The organism is Nocardioides salsibiostraticola (genome assembly GCF_054783655.1).
Window position 1 is genome coordinate 363,176 of record NZ_BAAGQD010000014.1, and the last position, 17,908, is coordinate 381,083.

The 17,908-nt window shown below is 67.7% G+C and carries 15 protein-coding genes and 1 pseudogene; 6 read left to right on the forward strand and 10 right to left on the reverse strand.

Features of this window, described 5'->3' with window-relative positions; all coding sequences use genetic code 11:
* Positions 1-21 precede the first annotated feature (21 nt).
* From ACYVLV_RS09125 to ACYVLV_RS09155, 7 genes are all read right to left on the reverse strand, one after another.
* Positions 22-4,263 (reverse strand): patatin-like protein, encoded by a 4,242-nt coding sequence (locus ACYVLV_RS09125; RefSeq protein ID WP_460809314.1) that lies wholly within the window; start codon positions 4,261-4,263, stop codon positions 22-24.
* A gap of 158 nt (positions 4,264-4,421) precedes the next feature.
* Positions 4,422-5,027 (reverse strand): response regulator, encoded by a 606-nt coding sequence (locus ACYVLV_RS09130; RefSeq protein WP_460809315.1) that lies wholly within the window; start codon positions 5,025-5,027, stop codon positions 4,422-4,424.
* Positions 5,024-6,097, reverse strand: coding sequence for a sensor histidine kinase (locus tag ACYVLV_RS09135; protein WP_460809317.1), 1,074 nt, complete (start codon positions 6,095-6,097; stop codon positions 5,024-5,026). Before ACYVLV_RS09135 ends, ACYVLV_RS09130 begins: the two co-directional genes overlap by 4 nt.
* Positions 6,094-6,888: an ABC transporter permease gene (locus ACYVLV_RS09140; protein WP_460809319.1), complete on the reverse strand. Its 795-nt coding sequence runs from the start codon at positions 6,886-6,888 to the stop codon at positions 6,094-6,096. The genes ACYVLV_RS09135 and ACYVLV_RS09140 overlap by 4 nt, the downstream gene beginning before the upstream one ends.
* Entirely contained in the window at positions 6,885-7,781 is an 897-nt protein-coding gene (locus tag ACYVLV_RS09145) for an ABC transporter ATP-binding protein (protein ID WP_460809320.1), read from the reverse strand. Before ACYVLV_RS09145 ends, ACYVLV_RS09140 begins: the two co-directional genes overlap by 4 nt.
* A gap of 95 nt (positions 7,782-7,876) precedes the next feature.
* Positions 7,877-8,488 (reverse strand): GNAT family N-acetyltransferase, encoded by a 612-nt coding sequence (locus ACYVLV_RS09150; protein WP_460809321.1) that lies wholly within the window; start codon positions 8,486-8,488, stop codon positions 7,877-7,879.
* A gap of 96 nt (positions 8,489-8,584) precedes the next feature.
* Positions 8,585-9,865, reverse strand: a complete 1,281-nt coding sequence (locus tag ACYVLV_RS09155; RefSeq protein ID WP_460809323.1) for an HNH endonuclease signature motif containing protein — start codon at positions 9,863-9,865, stop codon at positions 8,585-8,587.
* A gap of 358 nt (positions 9,866-10,223) precedes the next feature.
* On the opposite strand from ACYVLV_RS09155, the pseudogene ACYVLV_RS09160 reads away from it, so the two are divergent.
* Positions 10,224-10,406, forward strand: a pseudogene (locus ACYVLV_RS09160) (integrase core domain-containing protein); the annotation flags it as partial.
* A gap of 62 nt (positions 10,407-10,468) precedes the next feature.
* Here ACYVLV_RS09160 and ACYVLV_RS09165 read toward each other — a convergent pair.
* From ACYVLV_RS09165 to ACYVLV_RS09175, 3 genes are all read right to left on the reverse strand, one after another.
* Positions 10,469-11,812 carry a lytic murein transglycosylase gene (locus tag ACYVLV_RS09165; RefSeq protein WP_460809324.1) on the reverse strand — a complete coding sequence of 448 codons (1,344 nt, stop codon included), beginning with the start codon at positions 11,810-11,812 and terminating at the stop codon, positions 10,469-10,471.
* A gap of 174 nt (positions 11,813-11,986) precedes the next feature.
* Positions 11,987-12,688: an FAD-binding oxidoreductase gene (locus ACYVLV_RS09170; RefSeq protein WP_460809326.1), complete on the reverse strand. Its 702-nt coding sequence runs from the start codon at positions 12,686-12,688 to the stop codon at positions 11,987-11,989.
* Positions 12,685-13,311 carry a sulfite oxidase-like oxidoreductase gene (locus ACYVLV_RS09175; RefSeq protein ID WP_460809328.1) on the reverse strand — a complete coding sequence of 209 codons (627 nt, stop codon included), beginning with the start codon at positions 13,309-13,311 and terminating at the stop codon, positions 12,685-12,687. The genes ACYVLV_RS09170 and ACYVLV_RS09175 overlap by 4 nt, the downstream gene beginning before the upstream one ends.
* A 123-nt stretch (positions 13,312-13,434) precedes the next feature.
* On the opposite strand from ACYVLV_RS09175, the gene ACYVLV_RS09180 reads away from it, so the two are divergent.
* Genes ACYVLV_RS09180 through ACYVLV_RS09200 form a run of 5 tightly spaced genes read left to right on the forward strand, consistent with a single transcriptional unit; the run spans position 13,435 to position 17,876 of the window.
* Positions 13,435-14,376 (forward strand): putative selenate ABC transporter substrate-binding protein, encoded by a 942-nt coding sequence (locus ACYVLV_RS09180; protein WP_460809330.1) that lies wholly within the window; start codon positions 13,435-13,437, stop codon positions 14,374-14,376.
* Positions 14,373-15,116 (forward strand): phosphonate ABC transporter ATP-binding protein, encoded by a 744-nt coding sequence (locus tag ACYVLV_RS09185; RefSeq protein WP_460809331.1) that lies wholly within the window; start codon positions 14,373-14,375, stop codon positions 15,114-15,116. The genes ACYVLV_RS09180 and ACYVLV_RS09185 overlap by 4 nt, the downstream gene beginning before the upstream one ends.
* A gap of 15 nt (positions 15,117-15,131) precedes the next feature.
* Positions 15,132-16,895, forward strand: coding sequence for a PhnE/PtxC family ABC transporter permease (locus tag ACYVLV_RS09190; protein ID WP_460809332.1), 1,764 nt, complete (start codon positions 15,132-15,134; stop codon positions 16,893-16,895).
* A gap of 52 nt (positions 16,896-16,947) precedes the next feature.
* Positions 16,948-17,487, forward strand: a complete 540-nt coding sequence (locus tag ACYVLV_RS09195; protein ID WP_460809333.1) for a TQO small subunit DoxD — start codon at positions 16,948-16,950, stop codon at positions 17,485-17,487.
* Positions 17,484-17,876, forward strand: a complete 393-nt coding sequence (locus ACYVLV_RS09200; protein ID WP_460809336.1) for a hypothetical protein — start codon at positions 17,484-17,486, stop codon at positions 17,874-17,876. The genes ACYVLV_RS09195 and ACYVLV_RS09200 overlap by 4 nt, the downstream gene beginning before the upstream one ends.
* Positions 17,877-17,908: the final 32 nt, after the last annotated feature.

A 17,908-nucleotide genomic window follows, 5' to 3' on the forward strand; every position in this document is an offset into this window, starting at 1 on the left:
GCCGCCTCAGGACCCGCCGCTTCAGGACCCAATGGCCTGATCCGAACGAGCCAACCGTTTTCCTCGGCGGGTCAGCGTGGGTTGGTAGGCCCCCTCGCGCGGCTTCGATACCAACCATCGATAGGCGATGCCGTGGTGGAGGAGGTCCTGGGCGACCATCAGCTCCCTCGGAGGCACTGGTTGCTGGGGGATTCCGCCGTCACCGTGGACCGGGATCAGTTGGATCCGATGGCGGACCTTGGTCTCGGTGATCCGGATCGCCCGCAGCGGGAGCCACCAGGGGAGCACCAGGGTCAGGACGATGCCCAGAACGGTCGTGGTCAGCAGGATGGCCAGGACCCATGCTTCGCGGGTCCAGCTCTCGTGGGCGACCAGGACCCCCGCCGCGACGAGGTACCCGGCGCCGTACATCACCGACCAACCCACCGCGGTTCCGGCCGGGGTGGTCACGGGGCTGAAGGTCCACTCCACCACGGCGGAGTCACCGTCGGCGCGCAGAACCTGCAGGAGCCGACCGACGCGGGACGCGGTGTAGGCGCCCAGCAGGACCGCGGCGACAGCCCCGAACGCGAAGAGGACCTGATGGTCGCGAACGAACTCCAGCACGCCCGGCCACGGGTCGTTGACCGTCCACACCACGACCACCGCGACGACCCCGAGCAGGAGCGCCGGGATGATCAGCTGGCGGGCACTCTTCAGCACCGCCAGGACCCGGATGCCTCCCAGCCGACCGGCGTGGGGGAGCCCTCGTTTGGCGAGGTCGACACGCTCTCGCATCGTCGTGGGGGGCGGAAGCTCCTTCGGTGGGATGGGGATCGTGAACCCCTCCCGGACGGCCAGTGCGTCCAGGGAGGTCCACACACTGCGGCTGGAGGACTGCAGACTGCCCAGGGCCATGAGCGCGACCACGAGGCCGATCACCACGAGCAGGGTGACGCCCCCGTAGAGGGCCCCCTCCGTCTCGGAACTGTTGGCACCCCCTTCCACCGCGAAGGTGGCCAGAGCGGCCACCGGCGTCAGCAGGACCAGACCGTGGAGCATCGTGCCGGTTCGCAGGGCGCCGTAGGCGAGAACCATCAGGAGGGTCGAGCTGCCCAAAGCCGCACCGGGTCCGGCCAGCGCCTGGGGCAGCACCCCGAGCAGGGAGAGGGCGAGCAGTACGCCGCCCAGGGCGATCCCCAGTAGGGCCAGGCTGCGAGCGGCCATAGATCGAGAAGTCAGGGCGCTGATGACCCAATAGGGCAGCAACATCCCGCCCCGCAGGGTGCGCGTCAGGGGCTTGGCGACCGGCATCCCGTTGCTGTCGGAGTCCAGGACGGTGGTGGCCACCGCAGCGGCACTGGTCATCGTGCGGATCATCTGGTCGCTGGTCGCCTCGGCCTCGAGGTTCTCGCGACCGATCCCGGCCCGGTCGAAGGCGCGCAGAGCCTGCATCCGCAGGCGATACCGCTCAGCCAGGTCCGCGCAGGGCGGGCCGTCGAGTTGCTTGATCATCTCGGCGTACTGCTGCACGAAGACGCACGCGTTGGCCCGTGGGCTCGCGCCATCGACCACGTCGGCGGTCACGGTGCGGGCCAACTCGGGTAACTCCTCACCGATGATGTCCAGGTGGAGGGCCCAGGCGCACAGCCGCGCGAGGTTGGGCATGGACGGGGGGAGGCGGGAGTCCGGGGTCGCCTCGTCGAGGACCGCGGTCATCTCCTGGACCGCCTGCTTGTGTGCGGCCGCAGCGCGGGGATCCTCCAGCAGCACCGCCCAGAGTTCGGGTGGGCCCACGAGGCGGGTCACCGCCACCTCGGCCGCATCGCGTGAGGAGGCGGGGTCGACCAGTTCACCGCGGATCGCCGCTGCTCGTCGGAGTCGTGAGGGTTGCAGGACGGTGGCGCACAGGACCGAGGCGCTGTCCATGCGCCCCCAGATCCAGTCGTTGACCCGCCAGGACCGTTTCAGGAATCCCCCGAAGCGACTCACCGACATACCGGCGAGCTTGTCGTCCGACGTTCGGGTGGCCTCGGTGAAACCGTTCTCCGTCTGGGCGCTGAGCTGAACCACCTCGACGGGAAGCGTCGCGCCGGTGGTCACTTCGTCACCCAATGAGGTGGTCGCCACCTCGAGGTTCAGCAGCCGCTGCAGCAGTTCCTCGTCCTCGACCCTGCCGCCCTCGGTGGAGCTCAACAGCGCGTGCCACGCCTTCAGGCCGCGTACAGCGCTCTCCAGCCCCTTGCGTCCACCGGCACCGCTCAGGAGATCCGCAACGATCAGATCGAGTTCGCGAAGCGCCCCGATCAGATGCATGACCAGTTCCCGGACCGACACCCCCGCTGCCCCGGGCACGGTGCTGAGCCCGTCGTTGTCGACGTCGTCGGGCGGCAACATCGCGGTGATCAGCGCGCCGGCCACTTCGTCGTACCTGACCCTTCCGGCTGCCTCGTTGCCGTCACGTCGGTGTCGGCGAGCACCCTCGATCTGCGCGACCTCGTCGATGCACGAACGCAACCCGGTCTCGTCGTCGACGCCGAGCATGCAGCGCTCGAACCAGGCGATGCGCAGGGTCCAGTAGGCCTCTGTGGGCACCAGCCCGCGAGCCACCGTGTCGGGTGTTTCCCAGATCATGTCGATCAACCGCCGGGCCTCCTGCAGGGAGCTGGTGGTGTGGGTGATGGTCTCCCTGGCTGCTTGCGCGCGGTCGTACTGCGGCCCCGCTTCCAGCAACCAGATCACCCGGCGAGCCAGATCGGATGCCGCCTCGGCCACTCCTAGGGCACCCAGAACTCCCCATCCCCAGGTGGGTGAGCTCCCCGCGCCACTCAGGTCGTCCGGGACGTAGGACACGCGGGGGCGAGCCACCTTCTGCCCGTCAGGACCGTCAGCACCGTCAGCACGGTCGGCCCAGTTGCGTTGCGCGTTCTCGGCGGCCTGCCGCACCCGCTCGAAGCTGAAGTCGCCGGCCAAGGCACTGGTGTTCTGGTCCGCGCTCAGCAGGCTCAACACCCGCGCCGCCAGATCCCGACCCGCGCGCCACATCCGCAGTCGGCGGTAGTGGGGCAACAGTTCTCGGGCCAGGGCGTTGAGCTTGACCGCGACGTACGCCGGGTCCTGGCTTGTCGGGCCCTGCTCCTGCGCGATCGAGTCCAGGACGTCGTGGCGGGTGCCGCGTCGACCGGCGGCGGCCCGGTTGTGTCGCTCGAACTCCTCAACGTAGGTGCGGCCACCCTGTGCGGTGAGGGCGCCGAGCAGACCGGAGAGGGAGCCGGCCAGCGTCGGCGGCTTCCCCGCTTCGTCCGGATCGTCTGCGTCGGGCGCCTCGGCGTGTGGGTAGACCATCAACATGACCCGACGGACCGCGCCCTTGGCCTCCATCGACTCGACGGCCTCGAGGGCCGAGAGGGTGGGGGTGTTGGCCAGGACACCGCCGTCCACGACGTAGCGGGAGCGGTCGCGGGCGGGCATCTCGTCGCCCCACTCCTCGACCAGTCCGTCCATGTCCGGGCGAAGTCTCAGGTCCTCGGGCGTCCGACTCTCGGCTCTGGCGCTGGCGTCCTGTCCGACGGGCACGAAGACGGGTTCGAAGGCCACCGGGAAGCTGGCCGTGCAGCGGGCAGCAAGCGCGAGCCGTCGTGAGGTCTCGGTCAGGGCCGCAGCCTCGAACGGGTCGGCCGCGGGATCGTGGCGACTCCAGTGGAAGCGTGCCGCGTGCACCTTCTGGGGCAACTGTTGGCCCATGGAGTCGACGCCGATGGTCTGGTTTCCGCGCAACACCGTGGCGGTGATGGTCAGGTCGATCGGAGCCTCCTCCGCCGAGACGCCGGCGGCGGGATGCGCGAGTTTGAGCAGGGCGTCGTTCAGGGCGGGGAGAAAGTACTCGTCGCCTTGAAGCAAAGAGGTCGGCTGTCCCCGGAAGGGTTTACGGAGCAGGGTCTCGATCTGACCCTTGTCGACCCAGATGTCCCGCAGCGATGCGATGCGCGCCAGGCTGTTCACCTGACTCAGCGCCAGGGCGGCTCCGTTGATGCCCCCCGCGGAGGTGCCGCTGATGACGTCGGCCCGGGCCACGCAGCCCGCGATGTCCAGGACGCGGGTGTAGGTGGAGTCGGTCAGGTGTTTGGCCTTGACCAGGCGATCGAGTTCGCCCACGGCGCCGCCCATCCAGACGGCCAGACTCACCCCACCATTGAGGATGACCCCGAAGCGGAGTTCTTCGGGGGGCACGGTGGGCCTCGTGACCCCGTGTTCGCCCCGGCGCAGACCGGTGTCGGTGACCATCAGTTCCCCCCTGAGGTTGCTCAGGAATTCCCGTATGGCGGGCCCAGTCGCTGCCGCGCGGCGTCATTCGGTAGTCCGTCGATTTTCACTCTAGGACCGCCGCGCCATCAGGTGCCAGGGTCGTACCCCTTGCGCTTTCGACCGTGGATCCGATCGGGTCAGATCCATCCGTTCGACTGGGCCACCCGTGCCGCTTCGGCCCTGGTCGCTGCACCGGTCTTGCCGATGGCCGCCGACAGGTAGTTGCGGACGGTGCCGACGGAGAGTTGGGCGCGTGCGGCGATCACCGCGACGGGGGCTCCGTCGACGGCCAACAGCAGGATCTCCGACTCCCGGGCGGTGAGCGGCGAGGGACCCGACATCAGCGATTCCGTCGCCAGACCGGGGTCGACGACGCGTAGCCCGGCATGCACGCGGCGTACGGCGTCGGCGAGTTGGCGGGCGGGAGTGTCCTTGACGAGGAATCCGGCGGCTCCGGCGTCCATCGCGCGGCGAACGTACCCGGGACGGCCGAAGGTCGTCACGATCAACGACTTAACCTCGGGGAGCTCCGTGCGCAACTGCTCGGCCACCTCCAAGCCGGTGAGTCCCGGCATCTCGATGTCGAGCAGACACACCTCTGCGGCGCAGGTGCGTGCGGCAACCAGCACCTCGTCACCGCGGCCGACCTGGGCGACGACCTCCAGATCGGTCTCGAGGTCGAGCAGGGCCGCCAGGGCGCCGCGCACGAGTGCCTGGTCGTCGGCCAGCAGGATTCGGATCACGGGAGCGTCACCTCGACACGGGTTCCCTGTGGCTCCGCGTGATGGCCCGAGAGGTGGAGGGTTCCGCCTGCCGCCGACACGCGTTCGCGCATTCCGCGTAACCCGTTGCCGTCGGGATGCACGAGTCCGGAGCCGTCGTCGGTCACCACCAGACCCGTGGGGGAGAGCTCGATCGAGACCATGGACGCGCCCGCATGACGGACCACATTGGTGACCGACTCCCGCAGCACCCAGGCCAACAGGGTGCGGTGTCGCGGATCGGTGTCGGCGACTGTGCCGACCAGGCGGGTCTCGATGCCGGCGTCGGCCAGCACCCGTGGGGCGGCGGTCAGTTCGTCCTCGAGGTTGGCGGCGCGAAGACCGCCGACGGTCGAGCGAACCTCGGCGAGGGCCTGCCGCGCGGTCTCCTGGATCGACTCGAGTTCGGTGCGAGCCCGGGCCGGGTCGACGTCGATGAGCCGGGCGGCCAGTTCGGCCTTGATGGACAGGGCGGTCAGCGAATGACCGAGCACATCGTGGACGTCGCGCGCGACGCGATCACGCTCAGCCACCAGCGCCAGTTCGGCCCGCGCCTCCTCGGAGCGTCCGTCGAGTTCGGAGAAGACGCGCATCGCGGTACAGAAACCGATGATGGGCCACACCATCAGGAAGAAGAAGGCCGGGAAGTCGCCGCCGATGAGCGACAGGACCGGCAACAGGGCGCTGATCACCGTGGTCGGCTTCCACCACGGCGCCGGGACCAGTAGCGCGGAGAACGCTCCGAGGTAGGGGGTCAGACCGATCGCTTCGATACCGATGATGGGCACCGCGCCCAGTCCCAGCAGCAGCATCACGAACCAGACCGTCAGGGCGTGCGCGCGCCATACACTCCAGCCGAGCAGGTACACCACCGCGTAGGCCGTGATCAGCGCCAGCGAGAGCGCCTGGACCAGCGCGGGCGCGTCGGTGTCGAACGTCTCCGAGACCGGGTAGGCGAGGAAGACCAGCCAGACTCCGGCCACGACCCACCCCCACCGCTCCCAGGGGGATCGGAGCGATGTGACGGGTGAGTTGGCGGGGGAAGTGGTCACACCCGCTCCCGGCGACGGCGCAGCCCCCACACCGCCAGCGCTGCGAAGATCACCGTCCATGCGCACACGTTAGCCAGCAGCAGCCACACCGAGTCGTGTCCGGCGTCGATGGGGAGGTGGCCCTCGGACATCGGGTAGCGGGCCAGGCCGGCGTAGCCGTAGAGCGGGGTGAATCGGCCGATCTGCAGGATGATGCCGTCCATGGGGGTGAAGACGTTGCCCAGGAAGCTCATGATCACGATCAGGCCCGATGCGATGCCGGAGGCGTTCTCGCCCTTGAAGATCAGACACATCGCCAGACCGTAGACCGCGAAGAGGGCCGATCCGACCCACACGATGGCGGCGCTGGCCAGCCAGTCGAACGAGTTGCCCGAGGAGCCCGTGGCCGCTCCGATCGCATAGATCAGGGCGATCGGGACGGCCGCGACCGACATCGCCACGACGGTCTTGACGGCCACGAAGGTCAGGGGCGGGAGAGGTGTCAGCGCGAGTTGTCGTCCCCAGCCCTGCGTCTGCTCGGTGGCGGCGGACCCGGCGACGGTCGTGGTGGCGGTGACCGCGCCGTACGCCGCCATCGACACCATGACGTACATCGCGACGTTGGCGCTTCCGTAGACCTCGTCGTCGCCCATCCCGAAGACGAAGAACAGGAAGGCGGGCAACGCGACGATGAAGAAGACGCCGACCCTGTCGCGCAACTGGCGCTTGAGGTCGAGACCGACGTAGGTCCCGATCAGGGGACGGATCGAGCGTCGACGGGTTTCGGGTTTGCTGATCGTGGCGGTACTCATCGCAGTGCCTCCATTTCGCGGGTGGGGTCGGTGGTGGGGTTGCCGGTCACGTCACTGGTCAGAGCCAGGAACGCGGCCTCGAGGCTGGCGCTGGCGACCTCGATGTCGGTGATGCCCAGGGGAGCGACTGCCCGGCGTACCTCGGCGAGCCAGGCACGGTCGATGCCGTGGACCCCCACGGCGTGAGCGGGAGGCCGCAGCGTCATGGACTGCCCGCCGTACGCCGCCCGCACCTCGGCCGTCGGCCCGTCGGCCTTGATCTGCCCGCGGGACATGAGCACGGTCCGGTCGGCGAAGGCATCGGCCTCGGCGAGGTAATGGGTGGCGAACACGATGGTGCGACCGTCGGCGGCGTCGGCGCGCATGGTCTCCCAGAACTCCTGCCGTGCACCCACGTCCATCCCGGTCGTTGGTTCGTCCAGGATCACCAGATCGGGGTCGGGAACGAGTGCCAGGGCGAACTTCAGCCGCTGCTGCTCACCTCCCGAGCAGCCCTGAACCAGCCGGTCGGCGATCGGACCCAACCCGGCGCGTTCGATCACGATGTCGACCCGATCGGGTCGTCCGTGCAGAGCGGCGATGGCGCGGACCGTCTCCCGCATGGTGAAGTCGTTCAACAGTCCGCCGGTCTGCATCACCGCCGAGACCCGACCGTCCACGACGGCGCGGTGGGGCGGGGCGCCGTACAACTCGATCGTGCCGCTGGTCGGTGCGGTCAGACCGAGGAACATGTCGACCGTGGTGGTCTTGCCGGCGCCGTTGGGGCCGAGGAACGCGACGATCTCACCCGAACCGATGGTCAGATCGATGCCGTCGACGGCGGTGATGGTTTCGCCGCCCTGTCCTCGGAACTGCTTCGTGAGGCCGATCGCCTCGAGTGCTGGAGTGGTCATGCACCCACACTGCGACCTCACGGACGATCAGCCCCGGGGGAGTTGTCACGATCTCCGCATGACACTTGTCATGGCCTTCTCATCCCACCGCTTCCTCAGCGGTCGGAGGTGGCTTGAGGCGCCTCGCCGAGTTGGCGACGCACCACCCTGCGGCGCAGGGTTGGCGAGTACACCACCTCGTAGCCGGCGTCGAGAAAGACCTGTAGCAGCCCGACCGACGCCTCGTCCCAGATCACGGTCTTGCCGGGCGGCGGCTCGGTGGGATAGGCCTCGAGGACGTGGGCGCCGACCTGCCGTCCGTACTCCACACTGGCCGCGGCCAACTCGTACATCACCCCTTGCCGGCGGAAGCCCTTGCGTACGACGAAGCAGGTGACCGACCAGACGCCCACGAGTTCGGGGTCCATCCGCATCCACGACTTCTTCCGGCTCCACACTCGGGGGTAGTTCTCCCGCGGCTCGACAGCGACCCAACCGGCGGGCTCACCGTCTGAGTACCCGATCAGGCCGGAGGTGGGCCCGTCGGTGCCGCAACCGGTCTGCTCCAGCAGGGCGGCGTCCCGCTGCTCCTGGGTGGTGTCGCGCCAGATCCAGCCGGGGCACTTCAGCGCCTGGCAGCGGCACTTGCGGGCACCACCGGTGTCGAACACCGCCTCGATGTCCTCGGTCGTTGCCTCGTTGGCCGGGCGCCAGCTGAACTCGGGCACACCGCAGCCTAACCGGATCAGCGCGCTCTGCGCGGCTATGGGAATCGCATACGTACCGGTGCTCCGACGCAAACTCGGAGACCTGTGCTGGCTCGATCAGGTGCGGCGGTGGAAGGTGATGGTGCCGTCGGGTCTGATTTCGTGGGCGTAGTCGTGGTGGTGGATCAGGGTGTGATGTCGCGGGCACAGGACCGCCGTTTTCTTCAGGTCGGTGCTGCCGCCTTGGTGCCAGGGGTCGAGGTGGTGCATGTGTGACATGCCTGAGGGCCAGTCGCAGTTCGCGGCTTGGCAGGTGGGGTGCTCGAGGCTGGCCGCGATGCGTTGGCTCTTGGAGTGGTAGCGGCGGGTGCGGCCCAGGTCGAGGACCTGGGAGGTGCCGTTGAGGATGACGGGCAGGATCCCTGCCTCACAGGCGATGCGGCGGGCAAGCCCGGGGCTGACGGGTTCCCCGGTGTCGAGGTGCGCTGGCTTCAGGCCACCGATAAGGGTGTCGTAGTCGAGGTGGATGACCGCGGTCGCCGAGACACCACCGGAGCGGGGTGCGTCTTCAGCTCGGAAGGATTCGATGAGTTCACAGAACGCTTCACCCATGCGTTTCGGGGTCGCGATCCGTTCGGTCAGTTCCTCGACGTCGTCGGTCTCCTCGGCCCTGTCCTTGGAGGCCTGGTGTTTCGGGGCAGCGAACGCCAGGAGGAGCTTCCGGAACATTGCTCCTTGGGCGGAGGGGATCACGAACCTGCCCCGTACTGCTCCGGTGCCGTCGTCGTGCATGATCAGCTTCGTCTTGTCGCGGGCTGAGTCTTCTTCCTTCGCGAGTTGTTCTGCCTCAAAGGCCTCGGCACCTTCGGGGTCCAGGACCTCCCAGACCCGCCAGCCGAGGATCTTCAAGGTCTTTGCGTCGAACTCGGTGGCGTTGTCGATCAGGACCTTCTCGACCGCAGCCACGGTTTCGGGCGGGCACTTGTCGGTGGGCAACGACTCGACGGCGCGGGCGATGACTTCTGCTTGTTCGACGTGAAGGTCACCGGTGGCCAACGCGCAGCGGGTCTGTTCGTGGGTGTCGAGTGCTTTCGCTTGCTTGACCCGCCGGTTCGCTTCGCTTCGGGTGAGTTTGGTGGTGTGAGCCAGCCAGTTCGCCGTCGAGGTCCCGCCGGTGTCGCCGGCGACGTCACGGCGGTCGGCCTCAGCCAGGACCCGCCGGCCGAGTTCAGCGACCTGGGCCTCCAGCTCGGTGAGGAGGAGGACGGTTTCGCGGGCGTCCTCATCCCTCATCGACCACGTCGTGTGGTCGGTCACGCCCGCAAGGTTGGCCTGTATATCGCACGCAGCAGCCACGATCGGGTGATCCCGATTGAGAGTGCTGGTGTCCTTGGCCATGTGTCTATTCCAGCACTGGCCACCGACAGTCCTGCCCCGAATTGCGGGTTATCCACACACGCTAGATCAACAGCAAAGTAACAGTATTCCAACAAGCATTCGACCAGTCCTGCATCAAGACATCGGTGACAGTTTGAGTGGTCTTGGTGGTGACACTTCTGCGCTCAGGCTCATCGATGACCACTCCCGCTACGCGGTCGCGTCCCACGTCGCCTGAAGTGAGACAGCCGCCGCAGCGATCATCGTGTTCGACAAGGCCATGACCGTTCACGGTGTCCCGCAACGGCTCCTGTCAGACAACGGGCTAGCGTTCAATCCCTCACGCCGCGGACTTCTGGGCCAACTCGTCGTGCACGTGATGGCCCTAGGGGTGCAGCCGATTACCGGTAGGCCCTACAAACCGACCACCCAGGGCAAGAACGAACGCTTCCACCAGACACTGTTCCGCTACCTCGACAAACAACCACTCGCCGCAGACCTTGCTGAACCGCAGGCCCAGGTCGACGCCTTCGATGACATCTACAACACCCAGCGACCTCACCAAGGACTACCCGGCCGCGTCGAACGTCACCGATGTCCTGACACATCGCACGCGACAGGCGATCAGCGCTTCACGTACGCCATGTCGTTCAAGGCCAGGACCAGGGCCGGCGCGGTGTCGGGTGCAACGTCGATCTCGACCTTGGTGTCCACGAGACCGGTGAGTTCGTCGCTGTTGGACTCCACCTGCCCATCGGCGTCGAAGTCGGCGACAGCAAGGGTCAGGAGGAAGTCGGCGTCGCCGACATCGAGCGGGAGTTCGTCGAGGCACCAGCCGGAGTCGCAGACGGTGAGGAGGCCGACGAGGTGCACGGCCTCGGACTCAGGCTGCGGGTCTTCGCTGGGCTCGGGATCTGATTCGGGCTCCGGGTCCTCGCTGGGCGCAGGGTCCTCGATCGGCTCGGGGCTCGGATCTTGACTCGGGTCGGGTTCCGGGCTCGGGTCCGACACTGGTTCGAGATCTGGGGTGTCCGTAGGTACGGGTGCCGGCGGGGTGGTCGGCGCCTGGTCCGGCTTCCCGGGTGGCACGACAAGCGCGTGAATCTCGAGCGCGCCCGCCGCGTCAGCCGCGTCGCCCGGGTCGGACGTCTGGGACTCATCACCCACGGCAGGGTCGGGGCTCGCCGCCGGGAGAGCGACCCAGTCACTCTGATCAAACCGCGCAGGAAGGCGGAGCTCGTCGGCTCGGTAGGACCGCTCGATGCGGAGAACGTTCGTCACGTAGGAGCGCGATGGGTTGTACCTGAAGATCGCGGCACGCAGGTCCCGTGGGGTGGTCAGATCCCCGGGGGCACTGCACAGGAAGACGGCCGCAGCGAGTGCCGCATCGGCGATGGAGTCGGGTGACCGCACCGAGTCGCCATCGGCGTCCACCCCCACGACCGACCACGTGGAGGGAAGGAATTGCATCGGCCCGACCGCCCGATCCCACACGGGGTCCCCGTCCAACTGACCGTCGTCGGTGTCGCGGATCCTGGCGACGGCACCTGTCCCGTCGAGGGCGACGCCGCGGATGGCTGGCTTCGAGGTTCCGTCCGGCATGAGCCGGGCGCCGCGGTAACGCCCGTGGTCGGTCTCGACCCGACCGATCGCGGCGAGAAGGGTCCAGGAGAGTCCGCAGGAATCGTCCGCCTGCGCGATGACGTCGGCTGCCCGACGGTAGGCAAGCAAGGCAGTCGGGGGTATGTCGAGATCGCTGAGGGCCGAGGGGGCAAGCGTCGGGGTGCCCCTGACGGTCTGTGCCCGGACCGGCTCGACTGAGATTGCGGGCACCTGGAGGCTTCGGACTGCCACGGGATAGGCACCGAACGACTCGGCCTCGGCGACCGGGACAACCGGTTCACCTTGGTCCGCCAGAGCGGATGCCCCCGACACGACGACCGCGGTGACCGCGAACGCCGCGACCATCGACCGTTTTGCGGGACCGAGGCGCGCAGGAGCACGGTGAGTTGCGGATGCTGGTTCTTGCATCTCGTCTCCGGTGTCCGCTGCTGGCCCACGGGATCTACTTCGTGGTGTCCTACGTCACACTAGCCCGCCGCGGGTCCGGAGCCCATGAATATCTTGTTCCTTTCTGAGAAGTCAGCCGCTGGCGCCGAACTGCTCCACTCGAATCGTGGTGGCCCGGACACCGACCTCGCCGAGGAGTCGGGTGGCGTAGGAGGCGAATCCCACCGATCCGCCCACATAGGCACGCTCGACTCCCTCGGCCAGGCCCACCAATTCATCGGGGTACGGCGGCGCAGCGACCCGGCTCCCGAGGTTCTCGCGGGTCAACGCCACGAAGGCGCCGTACGCGACCAGCTCCTCGGCGTACGGCAACTCGTCCAGCGAACGACCCACCGCCACCACGCGGAGCCGATCGGCCTGATCGAACCGTTTGGCGTGCCGCATCATCGACACGATGGGGACGACGCCGCTGCCGCCCGCGACGCAGATCGCGTCGACGTCGCCGGTCCAGGTGAACCAGCCACCGATCGGACCGCGCACCTCGAGAACGTCATCGACGCGCACCTCGTCGTAGAGGAAACCGGAGACCTCCCCGTCAGGCAGGCATTCGATCATCAACTCGACCAGCGGATCCGCCGGATCGGAAGCGACGGAGTAGGACCGTTGAGCGGTGTAGTCGTCGGGTGCTCGCAGGCGTACGACGTAGTGCTGGCCCGGCAGGTGGTCCTGACGATCCGCCACTTCGAGCCGCAGCCGGACCATGCCGTCCCCGCGAGGTCCCTCCAGTCGATCGACCTGCGCGACGCGCGCAGTGGTCCACGAGGTCTCGCTCACGCATCACCCTGGTAGCGCTGCTCCAGCCACGGGTCTCCCCGATCGTGGTACCCGGCCTGCTCCCAGAATCCGGGTCGATCGGTCTCCATTAGTTCCAGTCGGGTGATCCACTTGGCCGACTTCCAGAAGTACAGATGAGGCACCAATAGGCGCAGTGGTCCACCGTGTTCGATCGTCAACGGTTTCCCGTCCGCCTCCCACACCACCCACGCTTTGCCGCCGGTGAGGTCCGTTAGCGGGATGTTGGTGGTGTAGCCGGAGGTCGAGTGCGCCATCACGAAGCTTGCCTGTGGCAGCGGAGGCGCGGCCTCCAGCAGGGTGTCCACGCTGATCCCCGCGAACGAAATGTCGAACTTGCTCCAGGTGGTGACGCAGTGGATGTCGCCGGAGTAGACCGATCCCGGCAGTGCGCGCAGCTCGGGCCACGTCCACGAAACCGGGTTCTCGACGAGGCCATCCACGCTCAGCGTCCATGCGTCGCGGTCGATCGGGGGAGTGGCCTCCGCCGTCAGAGTCGGCCATTCGTCGCCGGTGTCGAACTGTCCCGGCGGAAGTCGGTCGGCCCGTGACGTGCGCGCCTGCCTGCGGTCAACTCTGCCCGAAAAGCCCCTGGTGATCGGCATAGGTCAGAGTGTGTCAGGTATTAACTAGTTGTTGCGAAGCGCGGATGCAGATCCATTCGGGAAGCGCTCGAGCCCGAGGGTGGGTTTACCGACACGAGATATCTACCCAGAGGAGCTCCACCGATGAACCTTCACATCTCCCGTCGACTGATGCTGTCCGGCACCGGTGTCGGACTCGGAGCAGCCTTCTTGGCCGCTTGCGGGTCGGACTCCGAGAGCGCCACGAGCGCCGAGAACGGTTCGGACGCGGTCCCGACCCTGACCATGTCGGCCATCCCCGATCAGGACCCCGAGCTACTCAATCGGCTCTACGGCTCGGTGGCCGAGCGGTTCGCCGCCGTCACCGGGGGCGCGGCGGAGTACACCCCGCTCACCGAGTACCCGGCGGTGGTCCGTGCCTTCGAGGTCGGTGACATCTACATCGCCTGGATGGGTGGTCTGACCGGGGTGCAGGCGCGCGCACGTGTCGAGGGAGCCGAAGCCATCGCCCAGCGCGACATCGATGCGGAATTCACCAGCATCTTCATCGCCAACAAGTCCGCGAAACTGGAGCCCCTCGACGACGTGGCCGGGTTGAGCGAGATCAAAGGAAAGACCCTCACCTTCGGCAGCGACACCTCGACCTCCGGGCGCCTGATGCCGCAGCACTTCATGGACCAGGCCGGGGTGTCGCTCGATGACCTCAGGGGTAAGCCCGGCTTCTCCGGATCGCACGACGCCACCATCGAGGCCGTGGCCGCCGGGAGCTTCGAGGTCGGCGCGGTGAACTCGCAGGTGTGGCGGGCCACGGTCGAGGCCGGCGAACTCGACGTCAGCGACGTCGTCGTGCTGCTCGAGACGCCCGGCTACGCCGACTACCACTGGCTGGTCCGTCCCGACCTCGACGAGGTCTTCGGGGCAGGCACCCAGGACAAGGTGGCTCAGATGCTCTTCGACCTCGACATCAACAACCCGGACGACGCCGAGATCCTCGAGCTCTTCGGCGCTGAGTCGTTCATCCCCACCGAGAACTCCAACTACGACCAGATCGAAGCGGTCGCGAGCGAAGTCGGTCTGCTGGCGTGATCGATGCCGCGGTCGTCCGACTCGAGGGGGTGGGTCTCCGGTACGGCGCCTCCTGGGCGTTGCGCGACCTGAACCTCTCCATCGGGCCGGGCGAGTCCGTGGCGCTACTGGGGCCCAGCGGCGCGGGCAAGAGCACGCTCCTGCGGCTCCTCAACGGTTCGCTGGCGCCGACCGAGGGGCGGGTCGTCGTGCTCGGCGAGGACCTCGCCGCCTTGACCGTCCGGGCTCGACGGGTGCTGCAACGGCGGATCGGCCTGATCCACCAGGACCTCGACCTGATCGAACAGGTGCGAGTCATCCACAACGTCAACGCGGGTCGGCTCGGCGACTGGAGCCTGGGGCGATCGGTCTGGTCGCTGATCTGGCCCCAGGAGCGAGAGTCTTCGCGCGCCGCCCTGGAACGGGTCGGCCTCGGTTGGGCACTCTACGAACACACGGCCCGACTCTCCGGGGGCGAACGCCAGCGGGTCGCCATCGCGAGGGTGTTGATCCAGAATCCCGATCTGGTCCTGGCCGACGAACCGGTGGCCAGCCTCGACCCCTCCCGCTCCAGCGAAGTGCTCGCGTTGCTGCGGCAGGACGACCCTCGCCACAGCCTGGTCGTCAGCCTGCACCAACCCGAGTTGGCCCGCCGGCACTGCACCCGGGCCATCGGTCTTCGCGACGGGAACCTGGTCTTCGATCGTCCGGTCGAGACGCTGACCGAGGAACACCTCGGTCGTCTCTACGAAGTGGTCTGAGGCGATGAAGACCCGATGAGCACTCCCGTTCTCGACCGTGACCTCGAGCGCCCCGAGACGCGACCGACGACGGCACCGCGGACCACAGGGCGGACCGTCGCGGTGCGCAGACTTGTCGGGCTGCTCGTGGTGGGTCTGCCCGTCGGGTGGGCGGTCTGGCGATCCCTCGGGGGCGAAACCGATGTGGTCAACGTCGGCGGGTCCAAGGTCTTGGGAAGACTGTTCGCCGGGATCCTCGAGCCGAACCTGGACCCGGACTTCCTCCGGATCGTGTTCGACGCCTCGGTCACGACCATTCTCTTCGCGGCCCTCGGCACGGCCGGGGCCCTGGTCATCGGCGCGGTCGGCGGGTTGTTGCTCAGCGACGCGGTGTGGCAACGCCCCGATTTCTGGCCGCTGCGCATCGTGCGGGTCTCGGTGCGTGCGGTCCTGGTCACGATCCGAGCGATCCACGAGATCGTCTGGGCGCTACTTCTAGTCACGGTGATGGGTCTTGATCCCCTGGTTGCGGTGCTGGCCATCGCCTTGCCGTTCGGCGCTCAGACCGCGCAGGTCTTCGGCGACAGTCTCGACAATGCGCCCAGGGCAGGCCTGCTCGCCCTGCGCGAGGCAGGCGCCCGTCCCGCTGCCGCGGTGGCCTACGGGCTGCTCCCCGCCGCCCGAGGCGTGTTGACGTCGTACTCCTTCTACCGCTTCGAGTGCGCCATCCGGTCAGCCGTCGTCCTCGGTTTCGTGGGCGTCGGGGGACTCGGACAGGAACTGACCGTCAGCCTTCAGTCCCGCAACTGGGACGAGGTGTGGGTCCTGATCGGAGCGGTGCTGTTGATTTCGGCAGTCATCGATTCCTGGAGCAGTTGGGTACGCCGTGACCAGAACGTGAACTCGTGCTCGGACTGGTCGGCGGGCACCGAGGAGGCCGAGACCACCCTCGTGGAGCCCACCGAACCCACCGGTCCTCGGGAGGTGGTGCGGACAGGTCGCCGCTGGTCATCGTGGTCGGTGCTCCTCGTGCTCCCGCTCCTGGTGTATTCCTGGATCGCCTCCGGAGTGTCGCTCGCCGGTCTGACCTCCGAGCGGACCCGGACCGAGACGGTGCGCCTTCTGGAGGATCTCTGGCCCCCGGCCATGCCCCCCGAGGGCCGCTCCGTGGTCTTCTCGGCGGTGCTCGACACGGTGGCGATGGCGATCGTGGCCATGCTCCTGGCCGTCCTGGTCACCGCTCTGCTCGCTCCGCTGGCCATGCGGCCCACCGGTCCGCAAGGGCATCGTGGTGGTCTTGCCCTGCGGGTCCCGCGCTACCTCGGCTGGGCGCTGGCTCGTGCGGGGCTCCTGGTGCTGCGGTCCATCCCTCCCACGGTGTGGGCGATCCTCGCGCTGTTCGTGTTCTTCCCCGGCATCATTCCCGGGGCGATCGCCCTGGGGCTCTACACCGGCGGCATCTTGGGCCGGTTGGTCTCGGAAGCCTGGGAGAGCCAGAGCCGGGACTCGATGCTGGCGCTGCGCTCCGCCGGGGTCAGGGGACGAGTGGCGGGGGTGATGGCGATGGGGCCGTCCTCGGCCCACCACCTGATCACCTACACCCTGTACCGCTTCGAGATCTGCATCCGGGACACCGCCGTGGTCGGCGTCGTGGGCGCAGCCGGCCTGGGACGCGTCCTGTTCGACCAACTCAACGTATTCCGGTTCGAGGCCGTAGCCACCCTGCTCATCGCCTCGGTGCTGATCAGTCTGGCCAGCGAACAGGTCTCACGCGGCCTGCGCAGATATCTGCGCGCCTGACGCGTGATTCCCAGAACCTCTCAGCCTCAAGCTTCAACCAAAGGAGAAACTGATGACCGATGTAGAGAAGAAGCCGCCGCCAGAGGTGGCGATCAACGAGCATCCCCGCCTCAACCCCTGGATGCTCGCGGTGTTCCGGGTGATCATCGCGCTGCTGTGGATCGAGAACTCGCAGTGGAAGCGACCCCCGGAGTTCTCCTCGCTGCGCAGCTTCACCGAAGACGCCGTCGACCACCCCGTCTTCCCGCCGTTCTCGTTCATCGTCGAGAACGTCGTACTCCCGAACTTTCAGCTGTTCGGATGGGCGGTACTGATCACCGAGGCCGCCCTCGGTGCGTTCCTGCTGGTAGGACTGTTCACCCGGTTCTGGGCGATCGTGGCCATCGGGCAGACCCTCGCCATCGCCATGTCCCAGCTCAACGCACCCGACGAATGGGAATGGGCCTACTACCTGATGCTCGCCGCCCACATCGGCATCTTCGCCACGGCCGCCGGCCGTAGCTACGGGTTGGACGGGTTGTTGCGTCCCTTGTGGGCGAAACAGGCCCGCGCCGGCAGCAGACTCGCTCCGTGGCTGCTGAGGGCATCATGAGTACCCGTCCGTACGACCGGGCGGCCATGCTGCTCGGGGCGGTAGCGCTCTTCAGTGTGCTGTTCACTTTCGCGACCAGCAGCAACAACAACTTCGTGTCCGTCGGCTGGTTCGGCGTCATCGTCCTGGTCGTCCTCGGAGGTGCGGCCCTGGCTGCCGGCGCGACCAGCAACCCCACCGTGGTCCTCGCGGTCGGAGCGCTCTTCGTACTCGAAGCACTGGTGCTGTTCGCGGTGATCCCGTTCGGCTTCGACGCGGTGCGGTCCAGTGACTCGTTCTTCTACGCCCAGGCCTCCACGATGTCGCTCTATGGCGGACTCGGCATCGGACTGCTTGTCGTCGGTTACCTCGGACGCACCTATCCGGACGGGATCGACGCGACGAGGTGAGACCTGCGGTGGGGGAGTGTCGGTGCCGGATG